Here is a 24,230-nt window from a genome sequence, read left to right as displayed (position 1 = left end):
GAGACGCCGCCCCACGGGGGCGGGACGGGGGATGTGCGGCTTTGCCGCACGGAATGCACCCCCCATTTTCTTTTCGTCTTGCCGAAAAGAAAACGCGCCGTGCACGGTGTAAAAGAAAAGGCGCTGATCCACAATGCACCCTGCGGGCGCAATGTGGGGATGCGGGCCTTAGAACAACCCTTTACGGGTTGGCACAGTGCAAGCGTTTGGCGCGGGTTTGGCCCGATCTCGCTTTGGTTTCCCGCCCGCGACGGGGAATTGCGAACTTTGGGTGCAAAACCGACTTGGCTTGCTCCTCTTTCCGCTGCCGCTGCCCCTACCGCCCGGGCAGCGCTGAGCGAAGCGGGGAGCGCGGAAAGCGGAGCAGGGGCCTTCCGATGACCACCCCGACAAACTGCGTACCCCCAACCGCGGGAACCGCATCCCCAAAATCGTACCATGTCCGGCGCGAGCCGGTAGGAGGCCATCCAAGAACCGGAAGCACCGGCTCCGAAGACCCCCGTTGTGCAAAGCTGACCCCTTTTAGGGGTCAGCTTTGCAAGGAAAAGCGTTTTTCTTTTGGACCGTGCACGGCCCGTTTTCTTTGGCGCAACCAAAGAAAATGGGGGGTGCATTCCCGTGCCGCAAAGCGGCACATCCCCCGTCCCGCCCCGTGGGGCGGAAATCCTTCGTCCCCGCCCGACGAAGGAAATCCCCGTCCCCGCGCCGTGCGCGGAACGCTTCCGCCGGGCGGCGAACTCACACGTCTCTTCCCCTCAGCCCGGAGGCCAGGTCATATCCCGCCCGGACAGCACATGGAAATGCAGGTGCAGCACACTCTGCCCCGCCTGCTCCCCGATGTTGGACACCACCCGGTAGCTCTCCAGCCCCATCTCCCGGGCTAGCTTTGCGATGACCTCCAGCAGATGGGCCACCACGCCGCTGTTCTCCGCCGTCACCTCCGACACGGAGCCGATGTGGGCCTTGGGAATCACCAGAAAATGGGTGGGCGCCTGGGGGGCAATGTCCTTGAAGGCACAGCACACCTCATCCTCATAGATCTTGCTGCTGGGAATCTCCCCCGCCGCAATCTTGCAGAACAGGCAATCAGACATATGGGGCCCTCCTTTGTCATTCAGATAAATTGATTATGAACGGGATCGTACCGGTAGTCAAGCCCCAGAAGGGTTTTCCGCAGGGCCGCCTCGTCGGCGTCCAGGGCGGCGCACAGCTCACCCAGGCTCCGGTACTCGTCCCGCAGCTTCGTGTTGACGACGCTCAAGAGAATATAGGGGTCCTTGGGCAGCATCCTATCACCCCAGTTTGGCCGCCACAAAGTCGTCCACGCTGGCCAGCGCGTCGTCCAGCTTCAGCATGTCCGTGCCGCCGCCCATGGCGCTGTCCGGCTTGCCGCCGCCCTTGCCGCCGCAGATGGCGCACACGTCGCGCACCAGGTCCCCGGCCTTGATGCCCCGCCGCACCGCCTCCGGTCCGCAGACCGCCAGGAAGGTGATCTTCTCCCCGTTGGCGGAGGCCAAAACCGCCACCACGCCGGGCTCCTTGTCCCGCAGGAAGTCGCCCATCTGCCGCAGGGCGGCGGCGTCCATGCCGTTGCGGTTGGCCGTCACCACCCGCAGGCCGCCCACCTCCTTGGCGCTCATCAGGAACTGCCGGGCCTCCCCCAGGGAGGCCTCCGCCTGGAACCTCTCCAGCGCATGGCGCATCTCCTTCATCTCGCCCAGCTGCTGGTTGATCTTGCTCTCCAGCTCGCCGGGGTTGGTCTTGAGCATCTGGGCCATGTGGAAGAGGCGCTGCTGGTTGCGGTTGACGGTCTCCAGCGTCAGCTTGCCCACGGTGGCCTCGATGCGGCGGACGCCGGAGGCCACGGAGGCCTCGGACTTGATGCGGAAGGGGCCGGCCTTGGCGGTGTTGTCCAGGTGGGTGCCGCCGCAGAACTCCATAGAGAAGTCGCCCATCTCCACCACGCGGACGGTCTCGCCGTACTTCTCGCCGAACACCGCCACGGCGCCCTTCTTCTTGGCCTCCTCGATGGGAAGCACCTCCGTCACCACGGGGTAGCCCTCCAGAATGGCGTCGTTCACCATGCGGTCGATCTCGGTGAGCTGCTGGGGGGTGATGGCCTCAAAGTGGGTGAAGTCGAAGCGCAGGCGGTCCGGCTCCACCAGGGAGCCCGCCTGGTGCACGTGGTCGCCCAGGACCTTCTTCAGCGCCGCGTCCAGCAGATGGGTGGCGCTGTGGGCCCGCATGATGGCCTTGCGCCGCTGGGTGTCGATGGCGGCGGTGACGGCGTCCCCCACCTGGAAGGTGCCGGAGAGGACCTTGCCGTAGTGCATGAACTTGCCGCCCTTGTTCTTCTGGACGTTGGTGACCGCAAACCGGGCGTCCCCGGCGGTGATCACGCCCTGGTCGGCCACCTGGCCGCCCATCTCGGCGTAGAAGGGGGTTTGATCCAGCACCAGGATGGCCTCCGCCCCAGCGCCGGCCTCCTCCCGCAGCTCCTCCTCCGCCACGATGGCCAGCACCTTGGCCGGGGACTCGCTGCGGTCATAGCCCACAAACTCCGTGGCGGGCATGTCGCTGCCGAACTCAATGCCGGCCCAGCCCAGATCGCCCAGAGCCTCTCGGGCCTTCCGGGCCCGGACGCGCTGGGCCTCCATCTCCTGGTCGAACCCGGCCCGGTCCAGGGTCATGCCCTCGTCCTCCACCATCTCCACGGTCAGGTCGATGGGGAATCCGTAAGTGTCGTAAAGCTTGAAGGCGTCGGCGCCGGAGAACTCCGTCTCTCCCTGGGCCTTGTGGGCGTCCAGCAGGTCGGAGAAGATCTTCATGCCGCCGTCGATGGTCTTGGCGAAGTTCTCCTCCTCCGTCCGGACCACCTTGGTGATATAGGCCTGCTTCTCCCGCAGGTCGGGGTAGGCGCACTCGTTCTCCCGCACCACGGTGTCCACCACCTCGAAAAGGAAGGGCTTCTCCACCCCCAGGAGCTTGCCGTGGCGGGCGGCCCGGCGCAGCAGGCGGCGCAGCACGTAGCCCCGGCCCTCGTTGCTGGGCAGGACGCCGTCACAGATCATCATGACGGAGGAGCGGATGTGATCCGTGATGACCCGGAGGGAGACGTCCGTCTTGGCGCTCTCGCCGTAGTGGGCGCCGGTGATGGCGCTGACCTGGTTGGTGATGTTCATCACCGTGTCCACGTCGAACAGGGAGTTCACGTTCTGGCACACGCAGGCCAGCCGCTCCAGGCCCATGCCGGTGTCGATGTTTTTATTGGTCATCTCGGTGTAGTGGCCCTCGCCGTCATTGACGAACTGGGAGAACACGTTGTTCCACACCTCAATATACCGGTCGCACTCGCAGCCCACGGTGCACCCGGGCTTGCCGCAGCCGTGCTCCGGCCCCCGGTCGTAGTACACCTCGGAGCAGGGGCCGCAGGGGCCGGCGCCGTGCTCCCAGAAGTTGTCCTCCTTGCCGAAGCGGAAAATCCGGTCCGCGGGGATGCCGATGTCCTGGTTCCAGATGGCAAAGGCCTCCTCGTCGTCCAGGTAGATGGAGGGGTACAGCCGCTCGGGCTCCAACCCCACCACCTGGGTCAAAAACTCCCAGCAGAAGGGGATCGCCTCCTTCTTGAAGTAGTCGCCGAAGGAGAAGTTGCCCAGCATCTCAAAATAGGTGCCGTGGCGGTCGGTCTTGCCGATGTTCTCAATGTCGCCGGTGCGGATGCACTTTTGGCAGGTGGTGACCCGGTTGCGGGGGGGCTCCTCCTCCCGGGTGAACCAGGTCTTCATGGGGGCCATGCCGCTGTTGATGAGCAGCAGGGACTTGTCGTTCTGGGGGATCAGGGAAAAGCTGGGCAGGCGCAGGTGGCCCTTGCTCTCAAAATAGCTGAGGAACATCTCCCGCAGTTCGTTCAGCCCGTAATAGGGATGTGCCATGGTGTCTCTCCTCCTGTATGATGAAAATGCGGATGGACTTCACGCCGAAAAAAAGCCTCCGCCCCACAGATAGGGGCGAAGGCTTGCTTCACGGTACCACCCTAATTATCCCCCCGCGGGGGGACGTCTTAGCCATCCGGTAACGGGGATGGGCCGTTCCGCTCCTCGCGGACTGCTCCAAAGTGGCTGCCCTGCGGCGTGGGCAAGGGGCTTTCACCGTCTCCCCTCTCGCTGCTGCCGGTTTCGCAAAGCTGGCTTTTTCACGGCGTTTCGCTGTTTGACCCACTTATTATATCCTTTTTTTCCTGTTTGTCAAGACGGGCCCCGGGATTTTTCCCGCAGGTCCCCCGCTTCAAAACGCACTCCCCCGTTGCCACGCACTTTCCGCAGCCCACGCAGTGGACGGCGCCGCTTTTCTCGCCGTAAAGCGCGGCCCAAAGCCACGCCGCACCGCCCAGAACCGCCGCCAGCACCAGCCAGCCATACCATGCCATGCCCGCGCACCTCCCTTTCGCCTGTCTCTGTACGATTTATGGAGAGCCTACCACGGGAAGGGCCCCTCTGTCAGCGGCATCTGCAACAGCCACAGTCCCAGCAGGGGCAGCGCCGCCTCCGGCGGCCAGGGCAGAGGCGGCAGGGGGAACTCCTGGGGCTCCACACAGCCGCCGCCGGGCCGGGGCAGCGCCCGCTGGACGCACAGCACCGGCTCCGCCAGGCTGGAAAAGGTCAAGCTGTCCCGGGGGGACAGCCCACAGGTCACCACCGTCTCGGCCGCCACCCGGTCCAGCAGCCCCGGCGGACAGTCCCCCGGCACCAGCAGCTCCCGGCAGCGGACACGGGCCGTTCCCAGCAGGCGGCAGCCCCGGGCCGTCAGGGCCAGCAGGTCCCACTCCGCCGCCTCCAGCGCCGCCGCCGACGCCAGCGGCCAGACCCCGGGCGGCAGCCAGTCCGTCCAGGCCGGGGGACAGTCAAAAAGCCCACACTCCATCCAAAAACACCTCCCGCCTAGTCTCCCTCCCCGGCAAAATTCCATGCAGATTTTCCTCGTCTTTTTCCCGGGACCATGGTATACTGGCAGGTAGATTCTGATTTCGAGGTGACACGCTTGCACTTCTGGGACCATTTGAAAACCATCCACCACCACCGTGCGCTGGTGCGGAAATACTGCTTCCGCCTGGGGCTCTATTGGCAGGGCCTGACCCACGACCTCTCCAAGTACAGCCCTGTGGAATTCTGGGCGGGGGTGAAGTACTTCCAGGGGGACCGCAGCCCCAACGACGCCCAGCGCCGGGAATGGGGCTACAGCGCCTCCTGGATGCACCACAAGGGCCGCAACCGCCACCACTTTGAGTACTGGACCGATTACAGCCCCACCGGCGAGGGCATCACCGGGGTGGAGATGCCCCGGCGGTACGTGGCGGAGATGTTCTGCGACCGGCTGGCCGCCAGCCGCACCTACCGGGCGGACGCCTTCGACCCCGCCGATCCATGGCGTTTCTTCCAGCGGGGCAAGGAGAAGCGGCTGCTGCTCCACCCCGCCACGGCGGATCTGCTGGAGTCCATGCTGGTGAAGCTGAAGGACGAGGGGGAGGACGCCGCCTTTGCCTACATCCGCCACCAGGTCCTGGGCCGGAACTGACGATGCGCCGCAGCGGCCTGGTCTTTCGTGGGCGCCGCCGGCGGCCCCTTTGCCCAGGCCTTTTTCCGGGGCAAGCGATCCCGGAAATCCCAACTGCATCCGCTCTCAGCCCGGAGGCGCGCCGCGTGCGCGCCTCCGGGTTTCTCTACGCCCTCTCCGACGGCTCCCCCTCCAGGCGGCAGGCAATCCATCCCGCCCCGGCCAGGGCCTCCTCCCGGGGTAGTCCCAGCGCCAGCAGCGCCGCCGGCGTCAGTGTCAGCGCCCGCCCGGGCGCCAGCAGTCCCCGGCGCCGCAGCAGCCCCACCGCCCGGGACACGCTGGGCTTGGAGCGGCCCATGGCCTGGGCCACGTCCCTTTGCAGCACCGTGTCCCCGGCCTCCCCCAGGCGGCACACCGTGTGCAGATACGCCTCCTGGGAGGGGGTCAGCTTCACCGCACCCCTCCCGCCACGTAGGCCCGCGTCCCCGCCTGCTTCCAGGTGATCCGGTGAAAGGCCACGCCCAACAGCCCCTCGATCTCCCGCCGGGAGTAGAGCTTCACATCCCCCTCCCGGCTCAACCCCAGCAGCGGGTTCATCACCAGCCGCCCCGGCAGGGGCAGCCAGCAGTCCCCCAGCAAAAACACCCCGCCGAATTCCAGCACCCGGCCCACCTCCTCCACTACCGTCCGGGGGTTGGGATAGTGGTGAAAGGAGTCGCAGCAGTACACAATGTCGAAGCTCCGGTCCGGAAAGGGCAGGTGCTCGCTGTCCCCCCGGACCAGCTCCGCCCGGTCCCCCAGCCGCGCCCGGGCCTGCTCCAGCATCTTCTCCGACAAATCCAGCCCCGTCACGCGGCGGCCGGGATCCTCGGAGAGCACCTGGGCCAGCAGGGCGCCGGTGCCGCAGCCCAGGTCCAGCACCCGGTCCCCCCAGGCGTGTATGATCTCCTGCAACAGGTAGGGGTACAAGTTCCGGGCATGGCTGCCCTGTATGCCGGTGTCATAACCGGCGGCCTGACGGTCGAAGGCCGCCCGGGAGAGCTGCTTGCTGTCTTGTTTCATCTTGTCTCGCTCCTTGATTGAATTTTGTTTACTCGATAGCCGGAAAGCACGCCCGGCCTCTGGCCGGGCGGCGTGTCTTATTCCATCTGGGATGCCAGCAGCAGGTCGATGTAGGACCGGATGCGGTCCAAAATCTCCTCCCGGGGCATCCGGGGATCGCTCATCAGGGCGATCTGGCCGTAGGTCACAAAGGAGATCAGGGTCTCCGGGTCCCGGAAGCGGCGGCCGGTCCGCGCCTCCTCCTGGTGCAGCGCCTCCAGCAGCCGGGGAACCATCCGTCCGCACAGCCGGACGGAGAACTGCTCGTGAAAGCCCTCGTTGCCCCGGCGGTGGAGGAAGTCGTGATAGCGCATCTCCTGCCGCTCTCCCCGGATCGCCTGATACAGCCGGTCCAGCTTGTGCTCCAGGGACAGCGCCGGGTCCCGGAGCACCGGGGCAATCATGCCGCAGCAGGCCTCCACATAGGCGTCCATGGCCTCCTGAAACAGCGCCTGCTTGGAATCGAAATACCGGTAGCACAGCCCCGGCACCACATGGCAGGCCTGAGCGATGTCCCGCATGGAGGTCTCCTCATAGCCCCGCTCCGTGAACAGCACCATGGCCGTCTCCAAAATCTCCTGGCGCCGCAGCTCCGGCGCCTTGGTAATCCGCATCCCCGCTCCCCCCCTTTCTCCAAAGCATACCACATGAATAAACAAAAGTCAATGAATAAAATTCATTTTTTTGCCGCGGCCAAAATTCCGGAGCCCGGACGCCAAGAGGCGCGACAGGCTCCAAGAGCCCGCCGCGCCTCTCACGGGGGAAGCCGCAGATTTACCGGCGCACGGCCAGGGCGAACACACCGTCGGCACGCGGTTCTGATGCGTCCGGGGCGTACTGCCCGCTGTCCACTGAGGACAGGCCGGCCGGATGCGAAATCCACCGCCGGATTGCCCTTTTTCTCTCGGGTGTATAGGAAATTCCCTTGATAGACTTTCCCCCGTTATTTGATGGCGGAGCCGAGAAAGCTCAGGGCTTTCAGCAGGGGCTGCCACAGATCCGGATGGTGCAGGCGCAAAAAGGCCTCCACCTCCCCCGCCGTCAGGCCGCTGCCCCAGAGGAGGACGTGCTCCCCCATGGCGTCCTGGCCCACGGCGGTCTTGCCCAGTGCGGCCACGCCCACGGCGATCTCCTGCCCCATTGCCGCCACGCCGCCGGACCACACCCCCACGGCGCAGGAGCCGAAGGCCGCCAATCCCACCGCCAGGGCGCCCACAGCCGCGCCGCCGGCCGCCAGGGCGCCCAGGGCCAGCAGACCCACGGAGAAGGCCCCCAGGCTCACTCCGCCCACGGCGACGGCGCCGATGGCCACCACCCCGATGGCGGCGTTGCCGATGGCCAGAATGCCCTTGGCCACGCCGCCCCGGAAGCCCCGGCGGGTGATGCGGATGGACACCAGGGGGAGGCCGAAGAGCCGGGTCTTGCTGTCATAGGCATAGCCCCGGAAGTACTGGACCAGGTCCTCCACCCGCTCCTCCAGACGGGCGGTGTCCACCCCGGCTGCGGAAGGCTCCGATTCCAGGTAGTCCTTCACCAGATAGTCCACGCTGACGCCGAACAGCTCCGACAGGGCGACAAGCTTCCCCAGCTCCGGCGCCGCCGCGCCGCCCTCCCACTTGCTGACCGACTGCCGGGTGACCCCCAGGCGGTCCGCCAGCTGCTCCTGGGACCAGCCCTCCCGGCGGCGGAGGGCGGTAATCTTTTCCGAAAATTCCATATGCGGCTCTCGCTTTCTTCATCAGGATGTCCCCAGCATAGGCCACCCGCCGCGCTCAGACAAGAACGCGGCGGGTGGAAGTTTGTCAACCGGCGGTTGCGGCGCTGGGCCGCAGGGCTTACCAAACGCCGATCAGGTGCTGAACCCCCAGGCTGACGCAGGCGATGGCCACCCAGCAGCAAAAGCCCATGAGGATGGGCTTGCCCCCGGTCTTCACCAGCTTTACGATGTCCGTGTTCAGCCCGATGGCCGCCATGGCCATGACGATGAAGAACTTGCTGGCGTTTTTCAGGAAGCTCACCACGGCCGCCGGAATGGGCGCCACGGTGGTGATGATGGAGGCCAGCAGGAACAGCAGCACAAACCAGGGGAAGATCTTCTTCAGGTCCACCTTGGCGCCCTCGGCGGCCTCCCCGGCCTTCTTGGCCCGGCGCAGGGCCAGCACCAGCGTGATGGGAATGATGGCCAGGGTCCGGGTCATCTTGACGATGGCGGCGGTCTCCAGGGTGTTGGCGCCGGGGTGCATCCCGTCCCAGGCAGCGGCCGCCGCGGTGACGGAGGACGTGTCGTTGACGGCAGTGCCGGCGAAGAGGCCGAAGCCCTCGTTGGAGAGGCCCAGCACCCCGCCCAGGGTGGGGAAAATCAGCGCCGCGATGACGTTGAACAGGAAGATGACGGAGATGGCCTGGGCGATCTCCTCGTCGTCGGCGCCGATCACCGGGGCGGTGGCGGCGATGGCGCTGCCGCCGCAGATGGAGGAACCCACGCCGATGAGGGTGGAGATGTTGGCGTCCATATGCATGGCCCGGTACAGCACATAGGACACGATCAGCGACGTGGCAATGGTGGAGACGATGATGGGCAGGGACTGCCCGCCCACCTTCAGCACGTTCCCCAGGTTCATGCCGAAGCCCAGCAGCACCACCGCCAGTTGCAGAATCTTCTTGGAGGTGTAGGTGACGCCGGACTTGGCCCCGCCCTGGTCCTTCCAGAAGAGGGCGATGACCATGCCGATCAAAATGGCGAACACCGGGCCCCCCACCACCTCAAACCGTTTGCCCAGCAGCCAGGCGGGCACCGCCAGCACCAGGCACACCAAAACACCTGGCAGATTTTTTTTCAGCTTTTCCAATGTACGTTCCTCCTCAATTCGATCTGTGTCGTTCTCTCCCGATAAGCCCGCATCTTACCACATCTTCCCGCTTTTGCCAAGAAAAATCTGAAAGAGCGGTCTTCCGGCGCGGCCCGGCGCCGCACAAAAACAGCCGCCGGAAGGTCTTCCGGCGGCTGTACGGGGGCTTTTTAACCCTCTCCGGCGATCTTTCTGCCCATCAGGACGCCCATGACGGAGGCCATCATCAGCCCCCGGGTCCAGCCGGAGCTGTCCCCCAGGCAGTGGAGGCCCTTCAGGCTGGTGTTGAAGTCCGTGTCCATCTTCACCCGGTTGGAGTAGAACTTCAGCTCCGGGGAGTAGAGCAGCGTCTCATAGGAGGCAAAGCCCGGCACCACGTAGTCCATGGCCTGAATGAAGTTGATGATGTTCATCATGGCCCGGTAGGGCATGGCGGCGGTGATGTCCCCGGCCACGGCGTCGGGAAGCGTGGGCTTGATGTTGGACTGGGCCAGCTCCTTCTGCCAGGTGCGCTTGCCGTCCAGAATGTCCCCGAAGCGCTGGACCAGGATGTGGCCCGCGCCCAGCATGTTGGTCAGTTCTCCCACCTTCTGGGCGTAGGCGATGGGCTGGTTGAAGGGGATGGAGAAATTGTGGGAGCAGAGGATGGAGAGGTTGGTGTTGTCGCTCTTCATCTCCTTGAAGGAGTGGCCGTTGACCACCGCCAGGTTGTTGTCGTAGTTCTCCTGGCTGACGAAGCCGCCGGGATTCTGGCAGAAAGTGCGGACCTTGTTCTTGAAGGGCTTGGGATAGCCCACCAGCTTGGACTCGTACAGCACCCGGTTGACGGTCTCCATCACCTCGTTGCGCACCTCCACCCGCACGCCGATGTCCACGGTGCCGGGGGCGTGGGCGATGTTGTGCTCCGCGCACAGTTTCTCCAGCCAGTCGGCCCCCCGGCGGCCGGTGGCCACCACCACGTGCCGGGCGTAGATGTCCAGGTCCGTCTTACCGTCAGAGATGGAGACGCCCCGGCACACGTCGTCCTCCAGAATCAGGTTGCTGCACTCATAGCCGAAGTACATCTCCACGCCGCTGTCCTGCAAAAACTTCTCGATGCCGAAGTAGATGTTCTGGGCCTTCTCCGTGCCCATGTGGCGGATGGGACAGTCCACCAGCTTCAGCCCCGCCTGGATGGCCCGGCGGCGGATCTCCTTCCGCTCGTCCTCGTGGCCCAGGCCCTCGATATGCTCGTCCGCGCCGAACTCCAGATAAATCTTGTCGGCGTAGTGGATGGTCTCCTGGGCCAGATCCTCCCCGATCAGGGTGGGCAGGTCCCCGCCCACCTCGTAGCTCAGGGACAGCTTGCCGTCGGAAAAGGCGCCGGCGCCGGAGAAGCCGGTGGTGATATGGCAGTAGGGCTTGCAGTTGACGCACTTGCGGGTCTTGTCCTTGGGGCAGTGGCGGTTCTCCACCGCCTGGCCCTTCTCCACCATCACAATCTTCTGCCGGCTGCCCCGCTTGATCATCTCCAGGGCGGTGAAAATACCGGCGGGGCCGGCACCCACGATCACAACGTCTGCGTTCATCGCTGATTTCTCCTCTTTTTCTTTATCATCCGCCCGCCGTTCATTTGGCGGACAGGTCCGCCCGGCGGCGTACCAGGGTCAGGGGCGGTACCGGCCGGGGCAACTTCATGCGGAAGGTCATCTGGGGCGTCCGGGGCTCCTCCAGGGGCGCGCCCGCGGCGTCCTCCATGACCGGCACCTCCATGGCGAAGGGCCGAAGGTCCGGCCCCACCACCTCCACTGTGTCCCCCGCCCGGAATTTGTTGCGCAGGGACAGTACGGCGGTTCCATCGCTGTCGCACTCTGTGACAAGTGCAACCACTTGCCACTCTCTGATATACCGGGAAGTCTCGTAATACTGACCCGGCGGCCCGTAGTAGAACCCAGTGGAGTAGGGTCGGTGGCTCACATGCTCCACCTCATCCCGCCACACGCCGTCCGGCGCCCGGCCCTCCGCCGCCGCATCCAGGCAGTGGCGGTAGGCGCCGGTGACGATGGCGGCGTAGTAGGCGGACTTGGCCCGGCCCTCGATCTTCAGGCTGTCCAGCCCCGCGTCCAGCAGATCGTCCAGGTGGTCGATCATGCACATGTCCCGGGAGTTGAGGATGTAGGCGCCCTGCGCGTCCTCCTCAACGGGGAAGTACTCCCCGGGGCGCTTCTCCTCTACCAGGGCATATTGGTACCGGCAGGGCTGGGCGCAGGCCCCCCGGCTGGAATCCCGGCCGGTCATATAGTTGGACAGCAGGCACCGCCCGGAGTAGCTGACGCACATGGCGCCGTGGACAAAGGCCTCCAGCTCCAGCTCCGCCGGGGTCCGCCGGCGGATGGTGCGGATCTCCTCCAGCCCCACCTCCCGGGCCAAGATCACCCGGGAGGCCCCCAGATCGTACCAGGCTCGGGCCGTCACGTCGTTGGAGACGCTGGCCTGGGTGGAGATGTGCCGTTGGCACCGGGGGGCGTACTTCCCCGCCAGGGTGAAGGTCCCCAGATCCGCCACGATCAGGGCGTCCACCCCGGCGTCCGCCAGCCGCTCCAGATGCTCCGGAAGGCGGGCGATCTCCTCGCACCGGGGCATGGTGTTGATGGTGCAGTGCACCCGGACGCCCCGGCTGTGGGCATAGGCCACCGCCTCCGGCAGCTCCTCCGCCGAAAAGTTCCCGGCGAAGGCCCGCATCCCGAAGGCGGTGCCCGCCAGGTACACCGCGTCCGCGCCGTAGGCCACGGCCATCCGCAGCCGCTCCATATCCCCCGCCGGAGCCAGCAACTCCGGCACCGCTCTCTTATCCGCCATACTCTCCGCTGTTCAGGAAGGCGTTGTGCTCCTCCAAGGTCTTGGAGAAGCGGTGCTTGCCGTCCTTGCCCAGGGCGTAATAGTAGTAGTCGCTGGTGGAGGGGTAGAGGGCGGCGTCAATGGCGGTGAGGCCCGGGTTTGCGATGGGCGTGGGGGGCAGACCCGCATACTTGTAGAGGTTGTAGCGGGAGTCCACCTGCATGTCCTCCGCGGTGATGGGTCCCTGGTGGTCCGGCAGGGCGTAGAGCAGCGACGCGTCGATGTTCAGCATCTTGTAGGTGCCGTGGCTGCCGCTGTCGTTCAGGCGGTTGTAGATCACCGAGGCAATCATGTTCTGGTCGGTGCCGTCGGTCTCCTTCTCGATGAGGGAGGCGATGGTGATGATCTCCCGGAGGCTGTGCCCGGAGGCCTGAATCTGGGCCAGACGGTCCTCGTCCAGCTTCCGGTCGAAGTTGTTGATCAGCCGCTCCAGGGCGTTTTTGGGGTCGTGGCCCACGTAGAACTCATAGGTGTCGGGGAAGAGATAGCCCTCCAGGCGGCTGATGTCCCCGGCGTTGTTGTCGATGAAGTCGTAGTCGAAGACGGCGGTCTGGGCGGCCTCCGTCAGCGCCTCCGCCGTGTTGACGTTGTTCTTGGCAAGCAAAGCGATGGTCTGGGCCACGGTGTAGCCCTCCGGAATGGTGACCCGGACGGTGTCCGCGTTCATGTTGCCGGAGGAGCTGCGCATCCCGGTGACCAGGGCCCGGTAGTCCATGTCGGTGTTCAGCTCATAGGTGCCGATGCCGATCTTCTCCCGGGCGTCGGTCACACCGGCGAAGAGCCGGAAAAACCACTTGTACTGGATGAGCCCGGCGTCCTCCAGCTTCTCCGCGATGGTGCCCACGGTGTCGTCCGCCGTCACCTCCACGGTGGCCTTGGTGATGACCCCCCGGTTGAACGCGCAGAAATCCGACATCAGCAGCCAGCCCACGCCCGCCAGGATCGCCGAGGCGATCAGCACGCACAGAAGATAGATCAGCGGATTGATGCGGCGGCGCCGGCGCCGCCGGGTAGTGCCCGCAGGGCGGGCGGACTGCTGCTCTCCCCGGCTGCGGCGCACCTCTCCGGCGTCCCAGCTGGCGGTATCTCCCTTTTTGTAATCAGCCATTGAAACCTCCATGACTCCCCGCCCCGGGTTTTCCCAAAAGCGGCCCGAAATTTTCCTGTTTTGTCTTGTCCAACCAAATTTTTTCCAATGGCCAGGCTCCCTTTCGGGCTCCCGGCGCATAGAATGTCTCAAAGTGAGGTGACAATCCTATGTGCTTTAACAACGGAAACGACAATGGTTCCTGCCTGTGGCTCATCATCATCGTCATCCTGATTTGCTGCTGCTGCGGCAGCGGCAGCATCTGGGGGTCCGGCTGCGGCTGCGGAAACAGCTGCGGATGCGGCTGCGGATGCGGGAACAACTGCGGCTGCGGCTGTGGGAACAATTGCGGCTGCGGCTGCAACGATACCTGCTGCTGATCCGTCCGGCGGAGGGAGGGCGCGAAGCGCCCTTTCTCCAGCCCTGAAAAGGAGACAAGCCTTACAGCAGCTCCCGCACAATGCCGTACACCTGCCGGTGAATCTCCTCCGGCGGGCGGGGCGCCCCATCCCGGGCGCAGCCGATCACCGTCCACCCGCAGGCCTCCGCCACCGCCCCGGCGCTGGTCCGGCACCGGCGGAGATAGGCCTCGTCCCGCTCGTGGATGTCGGCGTGGGTGCCGGTGCGGTCCTCCCGGCTGCGCAGCATCCGCTCCGTGATCTCCGTGGGCATGTCCAGATAGAGCACCAGGTCCGGCCTGGGCAGGCCCAGGCGGTCGTACTCCAGCTGGAAGAGCCACTGGAGGAACGTCTCCCGCTCCCCCTCCGGCAGCTTGGAGGCCTGGTGGACGGCGTTGGACGTCGTGTAGCGGTTGGCCACAATCAGCCCCCCCGCCTCATAAAACCCGCCCCAATCCTCCTTGTAGGAGGCAAAGCGGTCCACGGCAAACAGCACAGAGGAGGCGTAGGCGTTCACGTCTCCCGGCTCCTTTCCCAGGGCCCCCTCCAAATACAGCCGGGCGGGCTCGGCAAAGGGATTGCCGTACCGGGGGAAGTCGATCTCCCGGTAGGCCACGCCCTCCTCGTCCAGGCGGCGGCACAGCAGCCGGGCCTGGGTGGCCTTGCCGGAGCCGTCGGTCCCCTCAAATACAATCAGTTTTCCACTCATCTGCGTCTTCTCTCCTGCTTCACATGGACCAAAAACAGCGGCAGCTTCATCATCCGCCCGATGCGCCGGGGCTCCTTGCACAGGCGGTAAAACCACTCCAGCCCGTGGTCGGACCAGAACTTCGGCGCCCGCTGCACCACGCCGGCGAACACGTCCAGGCTCCCGCCCAGGCCGCACAGCAGCTTTGCGCCGGTGGCCGGGCCGTTTTTCTGCATCCACAGCTCCTGCTTCGGCGCCCCCAGGCACACGAACACCACGTCGGCGCCGCTCTGGCGGATGGCCTCCGTCACGGGGCCGTCCTCCTGGAAGTAGCCGTCGTGGATCCCGGCCAGCCGCAGCCCCGGATACTGCCGGACCAGCCGCTCCGCCGCCCGGGCCGCCACGCCGGGCTTGGCCCCCAGCAGATAGAGGGACTTGCCCTCCTCTGCCAGTCTTTCCATCAAATGGGCGGCAAATTCAACGCCGGGCACTTTTTCCTTCAAGGGCGTTCCCAGCATCCTGGCGCCCTTCACCACGCCGACGCCGTCGGGCAGCACCAGGTCCGCGCCGTTCACCGCCGCCCGGGCCGCCGGGTCCTCCCGGCAGACCTCCACGATCTCCGGATTGGGCGTCGCCACATAGTGGGTGCCGCCCTCCGCCACCAGAGCCATCCCCCGGGAGACGGCCTCCTCCATGGTCAGATTGTCAAAACCGACGCCAAGCACGTCGATGCGCATGGAATCACCTACCACTTACATACTCATACAGTTTTTCATTATACCATAAGGGTCGACCTCTGTGCAACCCAAAACCTTCCTCCATCTGCCCTTTTGGCAAGAAAAAAGAGAGGCATACGCCTCTCTTTGTCCTTTGGGATCAGAGCTTCTCCTTGATCTTGGCACCCTTGCCCACGCGGCCGCGCAGATAGTACAGCTTGGCCCGGCGGACGGCGCCGTTGCGGACGACCTCAATGGAGTCGATGGAAGGAGAATGGACGGGGAACACCTTCTCCACACCGATGCCGTAAGAGATGCGGCGAACGGTGATGGTCTCCTCGATGCCGCCGTGCTTCTTGGCGATGACGGTGCCCTCGAAGACCTGGATACGCTCGCGGGAACCCTCCGTGACCTTCACGTGGACACGCACGGTGTCGCCGATCTGGACCTGGGGCGCCTCGTTGGCCAGGGTTTCCTTGTTCAGTTCCTCAATGAGATTCATGGGGTATTTCCTCCTCAAATATAGGCGTTCTTGCCGCTTTTCCCTGTGCAGATGCCAGTATCCGGCCCGCACACGGCAGAGGACCGCCCTTTCTAGCCGTAATAGGATACCATAACCCCCGCTAGATTGCAAGCATTATTTTACAAAAACCGCCGCCTCACTCCGGCAGGGCCCCCGTCAGGCTCCGCCCCGCCGCCGCCAGCGCTCCCGCCATCGGGGGCAGGAGCCACAGGCTCCCCCCGGTCCGCCACATCAGCCACGCCGCCCCGCCTGCCAGCGCCAGCCCCGTCCCGGCGCCGGTCCAGCGGACGAGCCGGTGCCCCGCCTCCGGCCCGGCGGCCCAGGAGACCAGCAGTCCCAGCGCCCGGCCGCCGTCCAGCGGGTAGATGGGCAGCAGGTTAAAGGCCGCCAGTACCAGATTGGCGCCCACGGCGGCGGACGCCGCCTCTCCCAGGGGGCGCAGGACCCAGGCCAGCAGCAAATTGGCCCCCGGCCCCGCCAGCACCCCCAGCAGCTCCCGGCCGTAGGACAGCCGGACGCTGTCCGTCTCCAGCACCGCCCCCAGCACGCCGATCCGCAGCCCGGTGATCCGGGCGCCCGCCGCCAGCAGCACCAGGCAGTGCCCCGCCTCGTGGACCGCCGCCGCCAGCAGCACCGTCCCCAGCAGCCCCCATCCGTTCACCGCGCCAAACCACAGCACCAGCAGCCAGAAGGCGCCGGAGACCCGGAGTCTACGCAAGGGAGACATAGTAGATGGGATTCAGATAGACGCCGTCCCGGTGGAGCTCGAAGTGCAGGTGGGGGCCGGTGGCCATTCCCGTCTCCCCCACCTCGGCGATCTTCTGTCCCTCCGTCACCCCGGTGCCCGCGGAGACCGTGACTCGGCTGCAATGGGCGTACAGAGTGGAATAGCCCCCGGCGTGGTCCACGATGCAGTATTTGCCATAGCTGCTGCTCTCCCCCACCGCCTTCACCGTGCCGTCGGCAAAGCAGCCGATGGCGGTGCCGGTGTTGGCCGCCAGGTCCACGCCGTAGTGAAACCGCTCCTCCCCCTCCACCGGGTGCTCCCGGTAGCCAAAGTTCGAGGAGAGAACACCGGATACCGGTGTGCAGTAGTCAAAATTCAAAATGGCCTGCTCCATGCTGACGCCCTCCGGCAGATTCTTGTCGGAGTAGAGTACATAGGCCAGACTGGCGGCCTGGGGCGTCTCCGCCGCCTCCGACTCCGGCTGGCTCTCCGGCAGACTCTCCGGCGCCGCTTTCCGGTAGGGCTGCAGCGTACCCAGCGCCGCGCCGTCCGCCAGCTCCCCCAATGCGGCCGTCTCCAGGGCCTCCCCCGCCGCTTGGGGATGGAACACCGCCTGGTAGACCTCCTGAGCGGCGCCGCCCAGGTCCGCCTCGCCGCTGAAGGCCCGCCCCACGGCGGAGAACACCGTCCGGACGTCCATATTCTGCTCCAGAGCCCCCGCCAGCTGCCGGTTCATCTGGGCCATCTTCTCCGGCAGCAGCAGCTTGGCCGCCACCAGCAGCACAAAGACGCTGCCGCAGATCACCAGCTGCACCAGCCGCTGCCGCTCCTTGGACGAGAGGGGCGCGGCCTTCCGCCGGGCCGCCTGCCGCGTGCCGCCCCGCACACCGCCGCGCCGCCGCTTCTCCGCCGCAATGGTACTGATTCTGCGTCCCGCCTGCCGTGAAGTCATAGCCTTCCCTCCCGTTCATCGCTCTTCCGCATCCTATGTCCGTTTTTCCGGGAATATTACCTTGACATTCTCGAAAAAATTCCGTATAATGGATTAGCTGTGGCGGGTGGGAAACCGCCGGGCAGTCATCCCAGCAATTTCCGGGTGTAGCGCAGTTGGTAGCGCGCTTGGTTCGGGACCAAGAGGCCGTGGGTTCAAATCCCGCCACTCGGACCATGCGGAGTGTCCTTCTAGGATTTGAGATCCTAGAAGGACACTCCGCTTTTTTATGCTCAAAATCCATCACGCATTGTTCCGGGGAGCAGCAAACGGCTGCTCCCTTTCTTGGTTGCATGAGGATGGCGGCCTCGGGGATGTCCTTGCGCTTGGGGGCGATAAACGCGCCGATGAAGTGATAATGGATGACCACCCGCTGGCGGGTCACGCTGTCCACCTTCTCCGCGCGATACACGTCGATGTGGTCTATCAGCTCCGTCACCGCGCTGGGTCAGCTTCCGCACGTCGGTATATTGGCGGATCGTATCAAGGAACCACTCGGCGGTCATCGTTTGGCCGCCCTCCTTGCGAAGCTCTTTCCGCAGGGCCTTAATTTTTCCGGCCACTTCTCCCTGCTCCTGCTCGTACTTTTCGCCATGCGGGAGAACCGTTCGTCGCTGGTTTTCCCGGCCACGCTGTCCTCATAGATACGTTCAAAAAGCACATCCAGCTCCTTCACCCGGGCCAACAGGCCATCCAGCTCCTTTTGCCTTCTGGCGCGGTCACGCTCCAACCTTTTCATGGAGCGCCCCACAATGGCCTGTGCAAAATCGTCCTCGTACTCATCGGCAAAGCGGGTCAGGCGGCGGATTTCCTCCAGCACCACTCGCTCCAGGAAGTCCAGCCGGATATAGATATAATGGGTGGACGTGCATTTGTCCTTGCCCCGGTTGTAGTTGCAGCAGCTGAAGTATTTGATGTGGTGATTGCCCTGGTTGAAATGAAAGTTGAGATTGCCGCCGCAGGCAGGGCATTTCAACAGGCCGGTGAAAATGCTCCGCTCCGTGTCGGCCTTGGTGGTGGGCTTCTTGCGGGTGCCGTGCTTCTTCTGTACCTTCTCCCAGGTCTCCAGGTCAATGACAGGCTCATGCACATTCAAGAACACGGCCCGGTTTTCCTCGGGATTGTCTATCTGTTTTTTCATCTTGCAGGACTTGAATAAGGTCTTAAAGTTGATCACATCCCCGCAGTATTCCTGCAAGGCGAGGATTTTTGCAACGGTGGAGTGCCGCCAATCGCTAGGGGAAAACCTGGTCTTTTTCCCGTCCCGGCCCACGCCCATACTCTGCCAGTAGGCGGTGGGGGTGAGGATGCCGTCGGCCTCCAGTGACGGAGCAATTTCACCGATCCCGAAGCCCTCCATGGCCATGCGGAAGATACGGCGGACGTTCACGGCGGCGGCCTCGTCCACGATCCAGCGGGTGGGGGCGGCCTCCGGGTTTTCCTGTACCCATAGGACGGGGGCGAGAGGGGGACGCCGGAATTGCCCTTCAGCTTGTTGACGATCCGGCGCTTCTTGGAGATGTCCTTGGTGTACCACTCATTCATAGAGATACGCACAAAGAGCCGCTTGTTCAGCCCTTCCTCCAATTCATAGAGGCGGGGGCGCAAAATGTACTCTCGGTTTGCCGTTTCAGCATAGACTTTTTGGTTTGCCGCATCGATACAGACAAACTCGCTTTCCTCCAACAGCCGAACCTCGTCCCCGGAAAAAACCGCAATGACCTTTGGGTAAGATGCGGAGAGGCTTTGCACAAGAGCGCCTATTTCGTCCGTCATTTTGTCGGCAACAATGATGATTTTCGGGTTTTTGCAGTTTTCATCTATTTTTACTTCAACTTGCATGATGTCACCTCCTTTCCTCTCGGCTTCTTGCATTTTTAATATAGGGATTTGGAAATTGCCCCACTATTGTTTTTTAATAGGTGGTCGATTTCGGGATATGGGTGGTGCTGCTCACGCAATTTGTATATGCCCCATGAGGTTAGGCCCACGCCTAAAAAGATGAACGCTATACAAATCGGAGTAGTAGCACCTTGACTGACTACATGAGTATTCGGCATTGTGTCGATTATGTGATAGGTCATATTTGAAGTCCAAACTCCAACCGTTCCAAAGAGAATAAGAGTAGCACCGCATACCGCGCCGATTATTGCACCCAAGCGCTTTTTCTTATTATCTATTTTCTTTTCACAAATGGGCGGCTAATTTTCAAGCGGCTTAAATGCGACTGTGATAACCGCTCCCTCTGTGTCGGTTGCCTGTGTCATTGAAAGACCCGACCCTTCATTGAGTACAGCGGAGTAAACAACAGGTTCCGAATCGCTCCCGGCTGGTTCAGCTTGAATTGAGATAGCGCCGCTAAAAGTCGCTTCACCTTCATCGTAGATGGTAAAAGTGATTTCGACAGAAGGCTCATATTTATAATTTTCCTCTGCCTGGGGCGTCCAGTAAAGGGTACTGCCGCTTGGGAGTGATAGTTGTTTGCCCTGCGGATAAGCTGTACCGTCGTGGTCTTGATAGCCTATGAGCGTGCCGGTATCGCATTCTGCTTGAATGGTCGAATAGGGCAAATCAAACTGAAACGGAAATGCGGGGAGTTTGGAGCTTAAAAGCGGCTCATATTCCCACACAACATTGGAGGTCGCACTTGTATCCGGCGAGGTGTTGTCGCTGATCGTCCATTTCCCGGTTTCCGTGTCCTGGGTCAGGTAAAAATACTGCTGCGTGCGGCCGTCGTCCATAAAGGTCTTTGTGTGGTCGTACTCCACATAATAGTCTGCATATACCACAACAAAGTGTTTTGCCAGATACTCGTCCGTCCAGCCCCGCGCCTGGGCAAGCTCGCTGCCGGAATACATGGCCGCGACACGCGCCGTTTCATCTTCATCCACTTTGATTTCATGGACACGCACGCTGACCGTATATTCCTTCCCAGCCTGACCTTCAATCGCGCTTTGGACGGTCTGCACCGGATCGGCAGACGGCTTTTGCAGCCACGGGTCGAACCAGCCCAACTGGTACGCGGCAAATCCGCAAAGGGTCAGCATCGCGGCAATCGCCGCGATGAGCGCCAGCGTCCGCTTCATGCTTCGGGCTTTTTGGGTTGTATTCATAAAACTTCTCTCCTTTGCCTCCATAATGTATTTATCATCGATCGTTCCCAGAGCGTCGAGAATGTGACTTGCGTTCATGCCACTCCCTCCTTTTTTAGATGTGAAAGCAGCTTTGCCCTTGTCCTGCGGAGCATGGATTTTACCTTGCTGGTGCTGAAACCAAAGTCTGTGCTGATTTGCTCGATAGAGTCCAGATACCAATAGCGGCAGAGAAAGACTTGCCTTTCCGTAACCGGCAGATTGGCAGTAAAGCGATTGAGCGATTTTGACAGCTCCGCCGCCATAATTTCATCCTCCACCATGACAGTTGACGGCACACACTCCGAAAGCTCGTCAAGGGCAAGGGAAACTTCGCCGCGGCCACGCTTGTCCCGATGACTATCCCGCCATTTCTTGAGGGATACGCGCCGGGTAATTTTTCCGAGGAAAGAACGAAGGATATATGGACGGTGGGGAGGCATGGCGTTCCACGCGCCGAGATAGGTATCGTTTACGCTCTCGTCCACATCCTCCTGATCGCAGAGAATGTTATACGCAATGGCATAGCAGTATTTCCCATACTTTGACGCAGTTTCCGTGATTGCGCTCTCGTCTCTTGCCCAATATAAATCTACAATTCGGTTGTCCTCCATCCTGCCACCTCCTATGGTCTATGTAAGGGCCCTTCACCTATCTACTTCCCGTTTTCTGTCTTTGGTCGCATGAAATAATGTAATTTTTCCTCTTCATTTTATTTCTTTTTACGCCTGCAGGCAAGGATGCAATAAAGGGATGAATTGCGCGGTTTGCTGTGGTGCCCCCAAACCCGCTGGGTACTTCTGGCCACACTGACCAGAAGTACCCTTATTGTCTGCGGCCTGTCGCTATCGCTCCTGGGCCCTATTTTCCCGCCCACCAAGACTGAAATGTTAGCTTCTGTGGAAAGAATTAAGGGTGGGACATGAAATCATACCACCCCTCTGTCAACCGGCCCCGCAAAGCCTTGGTACAAGCGGGTTTTGAATGCCCGATTGTCCACGCTCCGGCCTTAAATGTTACGCTTTGAAGTTCCAATCAGGGGCAGGCCATAAAAAGATACCAGCCCCCTGCAAACCGGGCCTGCAAAGCCTTGAAGCAAGCGGCTTTTTTCGGGCTATAAGCGTACAGGCCAGCCCTCGTTTTCATGTGTGTTTCGTTTCCACACGCTCCGATTTTTTAATTTGCGGGTTCAACCTTATCCCCCGCCCCTGGTGGATAGCACAGCCGGGGCCGCCCGTCAAGGGCAAGCCGCCGCGAAGCGGCGGTGCTACGTACCCTTGACTGTCAACCCCGCCCGCGCCCAGGGACGGGCGGCGACGGGAGATCTATCACCGGAGCCCGTTTTGTGATGGAAAGCCTCTGGCCACACTGGCCAGAGGCTTAGGGATATAAGGCGCTGCCTGTCATTTCATTTGATGGCGTTTGCCCACAGTTTGGATTTTTGTTGTAAATACCACATACCCACTGCTCGCAGACCATTGTTTTTCCTGGGGTACTCCAAGTCCTATAATTCCGCTCAGCAAAACGCACAAGGCAAAAAAGAGATTTGACCCGAAAAGCCAGTGTTTTCAAGCCTTGCGAGGCCCTCAACCGAGAAAAGTTGAGGGCCTCGCATTTTAGATATTAAGCACCCAGAAAGTCACTCCGGCAGGAGTTGAACTCCCGGCCGGGGAGCACAGTGTAAAAAAGAGAATAGAAGAAACAACGTACCCTCAGGAGCAATTCCACATTGAGTTGCCATCACTATGCGCCAGATCCACAATAGGCTTCGGCGCTTTTTATATTCTTATGTGAAAGCCGCATGTGGAAGAAAACACTCAATAGAATAGGCACGGCACCTAACGGAAAAAAGGATGAGTATATTACAGCAAATTACATGTACGTTGTCAATCTTGTTTCAGTTTACAGCTTGTTAGTGAAAGCGTTTACCGAGAAACGAATATGAACTGTCAAAAAATAAGACACATATTGAGGTTTTGATTTATTTGCGTTATAATATTTTATTAGAACATAACCGAGTGAAACAAGGGCTCCGGCTTGCCGCAGTCCTTCAGTCATAACCGCGGGGCCTTTTAACGGGATCGGAAACCTGGTGGTGAACGCGGACAAGCAGAGGGTATTTTTCGACTCTTACCTCAGCACGTCGTTTCTAGCGGCCTAAGGGGATGCTGAGACAACGCTTTGTGAACCGCCCGAAGAAGTCTGTATATCAACCGAAAACAGCAAATAACGGAATGTTGTTTGTAAATGGAGGAAGAGATCATGAGAAAAAGCGCAGCGGCACTATGTATGGCCGTGATTTTGTGCCTGAGCCTTCTGACTGGATGCGGAAACACTCCGGCTATCGGGGGCGGACAGGTCTTTTTGGAAAATGAGGCCGAGGGTCAAGATGAGCAGGTTCTAAAATTCTTTGCTCCTACGGACAACGATTCCAGCATGGCGCGGTATTACAAGGAGATGATTGACCGCTATAATGAAGGCCATTCAGGACTGCGGGTGACGCTGGAGGGAATTTCGACGGCGGACGGTTTCAATGAATACCTGGAGCAGCGCCTGGACGCCGGCGAAGGAGATGACGTCTTCATCCTCAATGCGGACAGCGTAAAGCCGCTCCACGCCAAGGGATACTTGTACGACCTTTCCGGTCTCCCCGTCTTTGAAAAGCTGAACGGCGCCACCAAGGATCAGGCGATGATCGGGGATATTGCCTATTGCATTCCGGTAAACATGTCGGCTTACGTCATGTTTGTCAATGTGGATCTGCTGGAGCAGTACGGCCTGGAGCCGCCGCAGAATTTGGAAGAGTTCATCACCTGCTGCCGGAGCATCAAGGCCGGCGGCGGTACGCCGCTGAGCCTCAACCGCTGGTATGCGCTGACCGTTCCGGCGATGGCCAACGGCCTCTATCAAATCTACAGCGCGGAGAATTCCAAGGAACTGCTTGCGGGACTGAACAGCGGCGAGGTCAAGATCGGCGATTACATGCTGGAGGGCTTTGAGCTGTTCCAGACCGCAGTGGAGGAGGGGTGGTACGGTGACGGACTGGATGCTGCTGCCGTCAACGCGCTCAAGGCGGGGGAAACGGATTATCCGGACTTTGCCGCGGGGAAAACCGCTTTTTACTTCATTACAGTGGGCAATATAAAACGGATGGATAGCAAACATCCGGAGATCAACTGCATCGCGCAGGGCATCCCCATTCCCGGCGGCACGGTGACCCTGCCGGCTGTGGTATCCCGCCTCAGCGTCAACGCCAACAGCGAGCACCTGGAGGATGCATTGGAATTCGTCTCTTATATCACAAGCGGCGTCTACCGCAAAACCTCCGAGGGCGGGGGCAGTGAGCTGCCGATTTATGACGATGTTGCGTTCGAGCTTAGCAATGAGAGAATGCGGCCGGCCTACGAAACGTATATAAGCGGCGGGCAGATTCCCATCGAGGACATGAGACTTCATTTCACCTACTGGGACACCGTGCGCGAGCTGTGTATCAAAATGTTTGACGGCATGACGGCGCAGGAAGCCGCAGAGGAGTACAACCGCATTCAGGCGGAACAGATTGCGGCGTATACAGGCTGAGAGAAAGCGGGAG

Annotated in this window: 25 protein-coding genes and 1 tRNA gene; 4 read left to right on the top strand and 22 right to left on the bottom strand. The window is 62.0% G+C overall.

What is annotated here, in order from left to right; all coding sequences use genetic code 11:
- Positions 1 to 755 precede the first annotated feature (755 nt).
- The 5 genes from QZS21_RS00170 to QZS21_RS00150 form a co-directional block, all read right to left on the bottom strand.
- A complete protein-coding gene (locus QZS21_RS00170) occupies positions 756 to 1,094 on the bottom strand; it encodes a histidine triad nucleotide-binding protein (protein ID WP_295578788.1) in 339 nt (112 codons plus the stop codon).
- 20 nt (positions 1,095 to 1,114) lie between these two features.
- Complete coding sequence (locus QZS21_RS00165) at positions 1,115 to 1,288, bottom strand: DUF4250 domain-containing protein (RefSeq protein ID WP_295578786.1); 174 nt, start codon at positions 1,286 to 1,288, stop codon at positions 1,115 to 1,117.
- A 4-nt stretch (positions 1,289 to 1,292) separates the two neighbouring features.
- Complete coding sequence (gene alaS / locus QZS21_RS00160) at positions 1,293 to 3,932, bottom strand: alanine--tRNA ligase (RefSeq protein ID WP_295578785.1); 2,640 nt, start codon at positions 3,930 to 3,932, stop codon at positions 1,293 to 1,295.
- A gap of 260 nt (positions 3,933 to 4,192) precedes the next feature.
- Positions 4,193 to 4,426, bottom strand: coding sequence for a hypothetical protein (locus QZS21_RS00155; RefSeq protein WP_295578784.1), 234 nt, complete (start codon positions 4,424 to 4,426; stop codon positions 4,193 to 4,195).
- Positions 4,427 to 4,473: 47 nt separating this feature from the next.
- Positions 4,474 to 4,920: a hypothetical protein gene (locus QZS21_RS00150; RefSeq protein WP_295578782.1), complete on the bottom strand. Its 447-nt coding sequence runs from the start codon at positions 4,918 to 4,920 to the stop codon at positions 4,474 to 4,476.
- Positions 4,921 to 4,995: 75 nt separating this feature from the next.
- Between QZS21_RS00150 and QZS21_RS00145 the strand changes: the two genes are divergently transcribed.
- The gene (locus QZS21_RS00145; RefSeq protein ID WP_366557559.1) at positions 4,996 to 5,571 is read left to right on the top strand and encodes a DUF5662 family protein; all 576 of its coding nucleotides are present in this window, start codon (positions 4,996 to 4,998) and stop codon (positions 5,569 to 5,571) included.
- A 145-nt stretch (positions 5,572 to 5,716) separates the two neighbouring features.
- Here QZS21_RS00145 and QZS21_RS00140 read toward each other — a convergent pair whose 3' ends face one another.
- The 8 genes from QZS21_RS00140 to mltG form a co-directional block, all read right to left on the bottom strand.
- Complete coding sequence (locus QZS21_RS00140; RefSeq protein WP_295578780.1) at positions 5,717 to 6,004, bottom strand: metal-dependent transcriptional regulator; 288 nt, start codon at positions 6,002 to 6,004, stop codon at positions 5,717 to 5,719.
- A complete protein-coding gene (locus QZS21_RS00135; protein ID WP_295578778.1) occupies positions 6,001 to 6,612 on the bottom strand; it encodes a class I SAM-dependent methyltransferase in 612 nt (203 codons plus the stop codon). Before QZS21_RS00135 ends, QZS21_RS00140 begins: the two co-directional genes overlap by 4 nt.
- 77 nt (positions 6,613 to 6,689) lie before the next feature.
- Positions 6,690 to 7,265 (bottom strand): TetR/AcrR family transcriptional regulator, encoded by a 576-nt coding sequence (locus QZS21_RS00130; protein WP_295578775.1) that lies wholly within the window; start codon positions 7,263 to 7,265, stop codon positions 6,690 to 6,692.
- Between the two features lie 329 nt (positions 7,266 to 7,594).
- Complete coding sequence (locus QZS21_RS00125) at positions 7,595 to 8,368, bottom strand: helix-turn-helix domain-containing protein (RefSeq protein WP_295578773.1); 774 nt, start codon at positions 8,366 to 8,368, stop codon at positions 7,595 to 7,597.
- A 118-nt stretch (positions 8,369 to 8,486) separates the two neighbouring features.
- Positions 8,487 to 9,500, bottom strand: coding sequence for a YeiH family protein (locus QZS21_RS00120; RefSeq protein WP_295578771.1), 1,014 nt, complete (start codon positions 9,498 to 9,500; stop codon positions 8,487 to 8,489).
- A gap of 170 nt (positions 9,501 to 9,670) precedes the next feature.
- The gene (locus QZS21_RS00115) at positions 9,671 to 11,068 is read right to left on the bottom strand and encodes an NAD(P)/FAD-dependent oxidoreductase (protein ID WP_295578769.1); all 1,398 of its coding nucleotides are present in this window, start codon (positions 11,066 to 11,068) and stop codon (positions 9,671 to 9,673) included.
- A 40-nt stretch (positions 11,069 to 11,108) separates the two neighbouring features.
- Positions 11,109 to 12,338, bottom strand: a complete 1,230-nt coding sequence (locus QZS21_RS00110; protein ID WP_295578767.1) for a U32 family peptidase — start codon at positions 12,336 to 12,338, stop codon at positions 11,109 to 11,111.
- A complete protein-coding gene (gene mltG / locus QZS21_RS00105; RefSeq protein ID WP_295578764.1) occupies positions 12,328 to 13,485 on the bottom strand; it encodes an endolytic transglycosylase MltG in 1,158 nt (385 codons plus the stop codon). Before mltG ends, QZS21_RS00110 begins: the two co-directional genes overlap by 11 nt.
- Positions 13,486 to 13,672: 187 nt before the next feature.
- On the opposite strand from mltG, the gene QZS21_RS00100 reads away from it, so the two are divergent.
- Positions 13,673 to 13,891: a hypothetical protein gene (locus QZS21_RS00100; protein ID WP_295578761.1), complete on the top strand. Its 219-nt coding sequence runs from the start codon at positions 13,673 to 13,675 to the stop codon at positions 13,889 to 13,891.
- A gap of 14 nt (positions 13,892 to 13,905) precedes the next feature.
- Here the strand turns inward: QZS21_RS00100 and QZS21_RS00095 are convergent, their stop codons facing one another.
- From QZS21_RS00095 to QZS21_RS00075, 5 genes are all read right to left on the bottom strand, one after another.
- The gene (locus tag QZS21_RS00095) at positions 13,906 to 14,571 is read right to left on the bottom strand and encodes a thymidylate kinase (protein WP_295578758.1); all 666 of its coding nucleotides are present in this window, start codon (positions 14,569 to 14,571) and stop codon (positions 13,906 to 13,908) included.
- Positions 14,568 to 15,287, bottom strand: coding sequence for a WecB/TagA/CpsF family glycosyltransferase (locus tag QZS21_RS00090; RefSeq protein ID WP_295579045.1), 720 nt, complete (start codon positions 15,285 to 15,287; stop codon positions 14,568 to 14,570). The genes QZS21_RS00095 and QZS21_RS00090 overlap by 4 nt, the downstream gene beginning before the upstream one ends.
- Before the next feature lie 139 nt (positions 15,288 to 15,426).
- Positions 15,427 to 15,768, bottom strand: a complete 342-nt coding sequence (gene rplS / locus QZS21_RS00085) for a 50S ribosomal protein L19 (RefSeq protein WP_295578755.1) — start codon at positions 15,766 to 15,768, stop codon at positions 15,427 to 15,429.
- Between the two features lie 157 nt (positions 15,769 to 15,925).
- Positions 15,926 to 16,507, bottom strand: coding sequence for a site-2 protease family protein (locus QZS21_RS00080; RefSeq protein ID WP_295578752.1), 582 nt, complete (start codon positions 16,505 to 16,507; stop codon positions 15,926 to 15,928).
- Positions 16,500 to 17,468, bottom strand: coding sequence for a M23 family metallopeptidase (locus tag QZS21_RS00075; protein ID WP_295578749.1), 969 nt, complete (start codon positions 17,466 to 17,468; stop codon positions 16,500 to 16,502). Before QZS21_RS00075 ends, QZS21_RS00080 begins: the two co-directional genes overlap by 8 nt.
- Before the next feature lie 140 nt (positions 17,469 to 17,608).
- Between QZS21_RS00075 and QZS21_RS00070 the strand changes: the two genes are divergently transcribed.
- Positions 17,609 to 17,684, top strand: a tRNA-Pro gene (locus QZS21_RS00070).
- A gap of 325 nt (positions 17,685 to 18,009) precedes the next feature.
- On the opposite strand, the gene QZS21_RS00065 is transcribed toward QZS21_RS00070, so the two are convergent.
- From QZS21_RS00065 to QZS21_RS00050, 4 genes are all read right to left on the bottom strand, one after another.
- Positions 18,010 to 18,915 (bottom strand): recombinase family protein, encoded by a 906-nt coding sequence (locus QZS21_RS00065; protein WP_295578746.1) that lies wholly within the window; start codon positions 18,913 to 18,915, stop codon positions 18,010 to 18,012.
- Positions 18,894 to 19,349 (bottom strand): LytTR family DNA-binding domain-containing protein, encoded by a 456-nt coding sequence (locus QZS21_RS00060; protein WP_295578743.1) that lies wholly within the window; start codon positions 19,347 to 19,349, stop codon positions 18,894 to 18,896. The genes QZS21_RS00065 and QZS21_RS00060 overlap by 22 nt, the downstream gene beginning before the upstream one ends.
- A 359-nt stretch (positions 19,350 to 19,708) precedes the next feature.
- Entirely contained in the window at positions 19,709 to 20,698 is a 990-nt protein-coding gene (locus tag QZS21_RS00055; RefSeq protein WP_295578741.1) for a hypothetical protein, read from the bottom strand.
- Positions 20,695 to 21,252 (bottom strand): RNA polymerase sigma factor, encoded by a 558-nt coding sequence (locus QZS21_RS00050; protein ID WP_295578739.1) that lies wholly within the window; start codon positions 21,250 to 21,252, stop codon positions 20,695 to 20,697. The genes QZS21_RS00055 and QZS21_RS00050 overlap by 4 nt, the downstream gene beginning before the upstream one ends.
- 1,633 nt (positions 21,253 to 22,885) lie before the next feature.
- On the opposite strand from QZS21_RS00050, the gene QZS21_RS00045 reads away from it, so the two are divergent.
- Positions 22,886 to 24,217 (top strand): ABC transporter substrate-binding protein, encoded by a 1,332-nt coding sequence (locus QZS21_RS00045; protein WP_295578737.1) that lies wholly within the window; start codon positions 22,886 to 22,888, stop codon positions 24,215 to 24,217.
- Positions 24,218 to 24,230 lie beyond the last annotated feature (13 nt).

The sequence above is a fragment of the uncultured Oscillibacter sp. genome (assembly GCF_900544955.1).
Classification (GTDB): Bacteria; Bacillota; Clostridia; order Oscillospirales; family Oscillospiraceae; genus Oscillibacter.
Note: the sequence above shows the minus strand (reverse complement) of the source record. Positions and strands in the feature narration are given on the sequence as shown.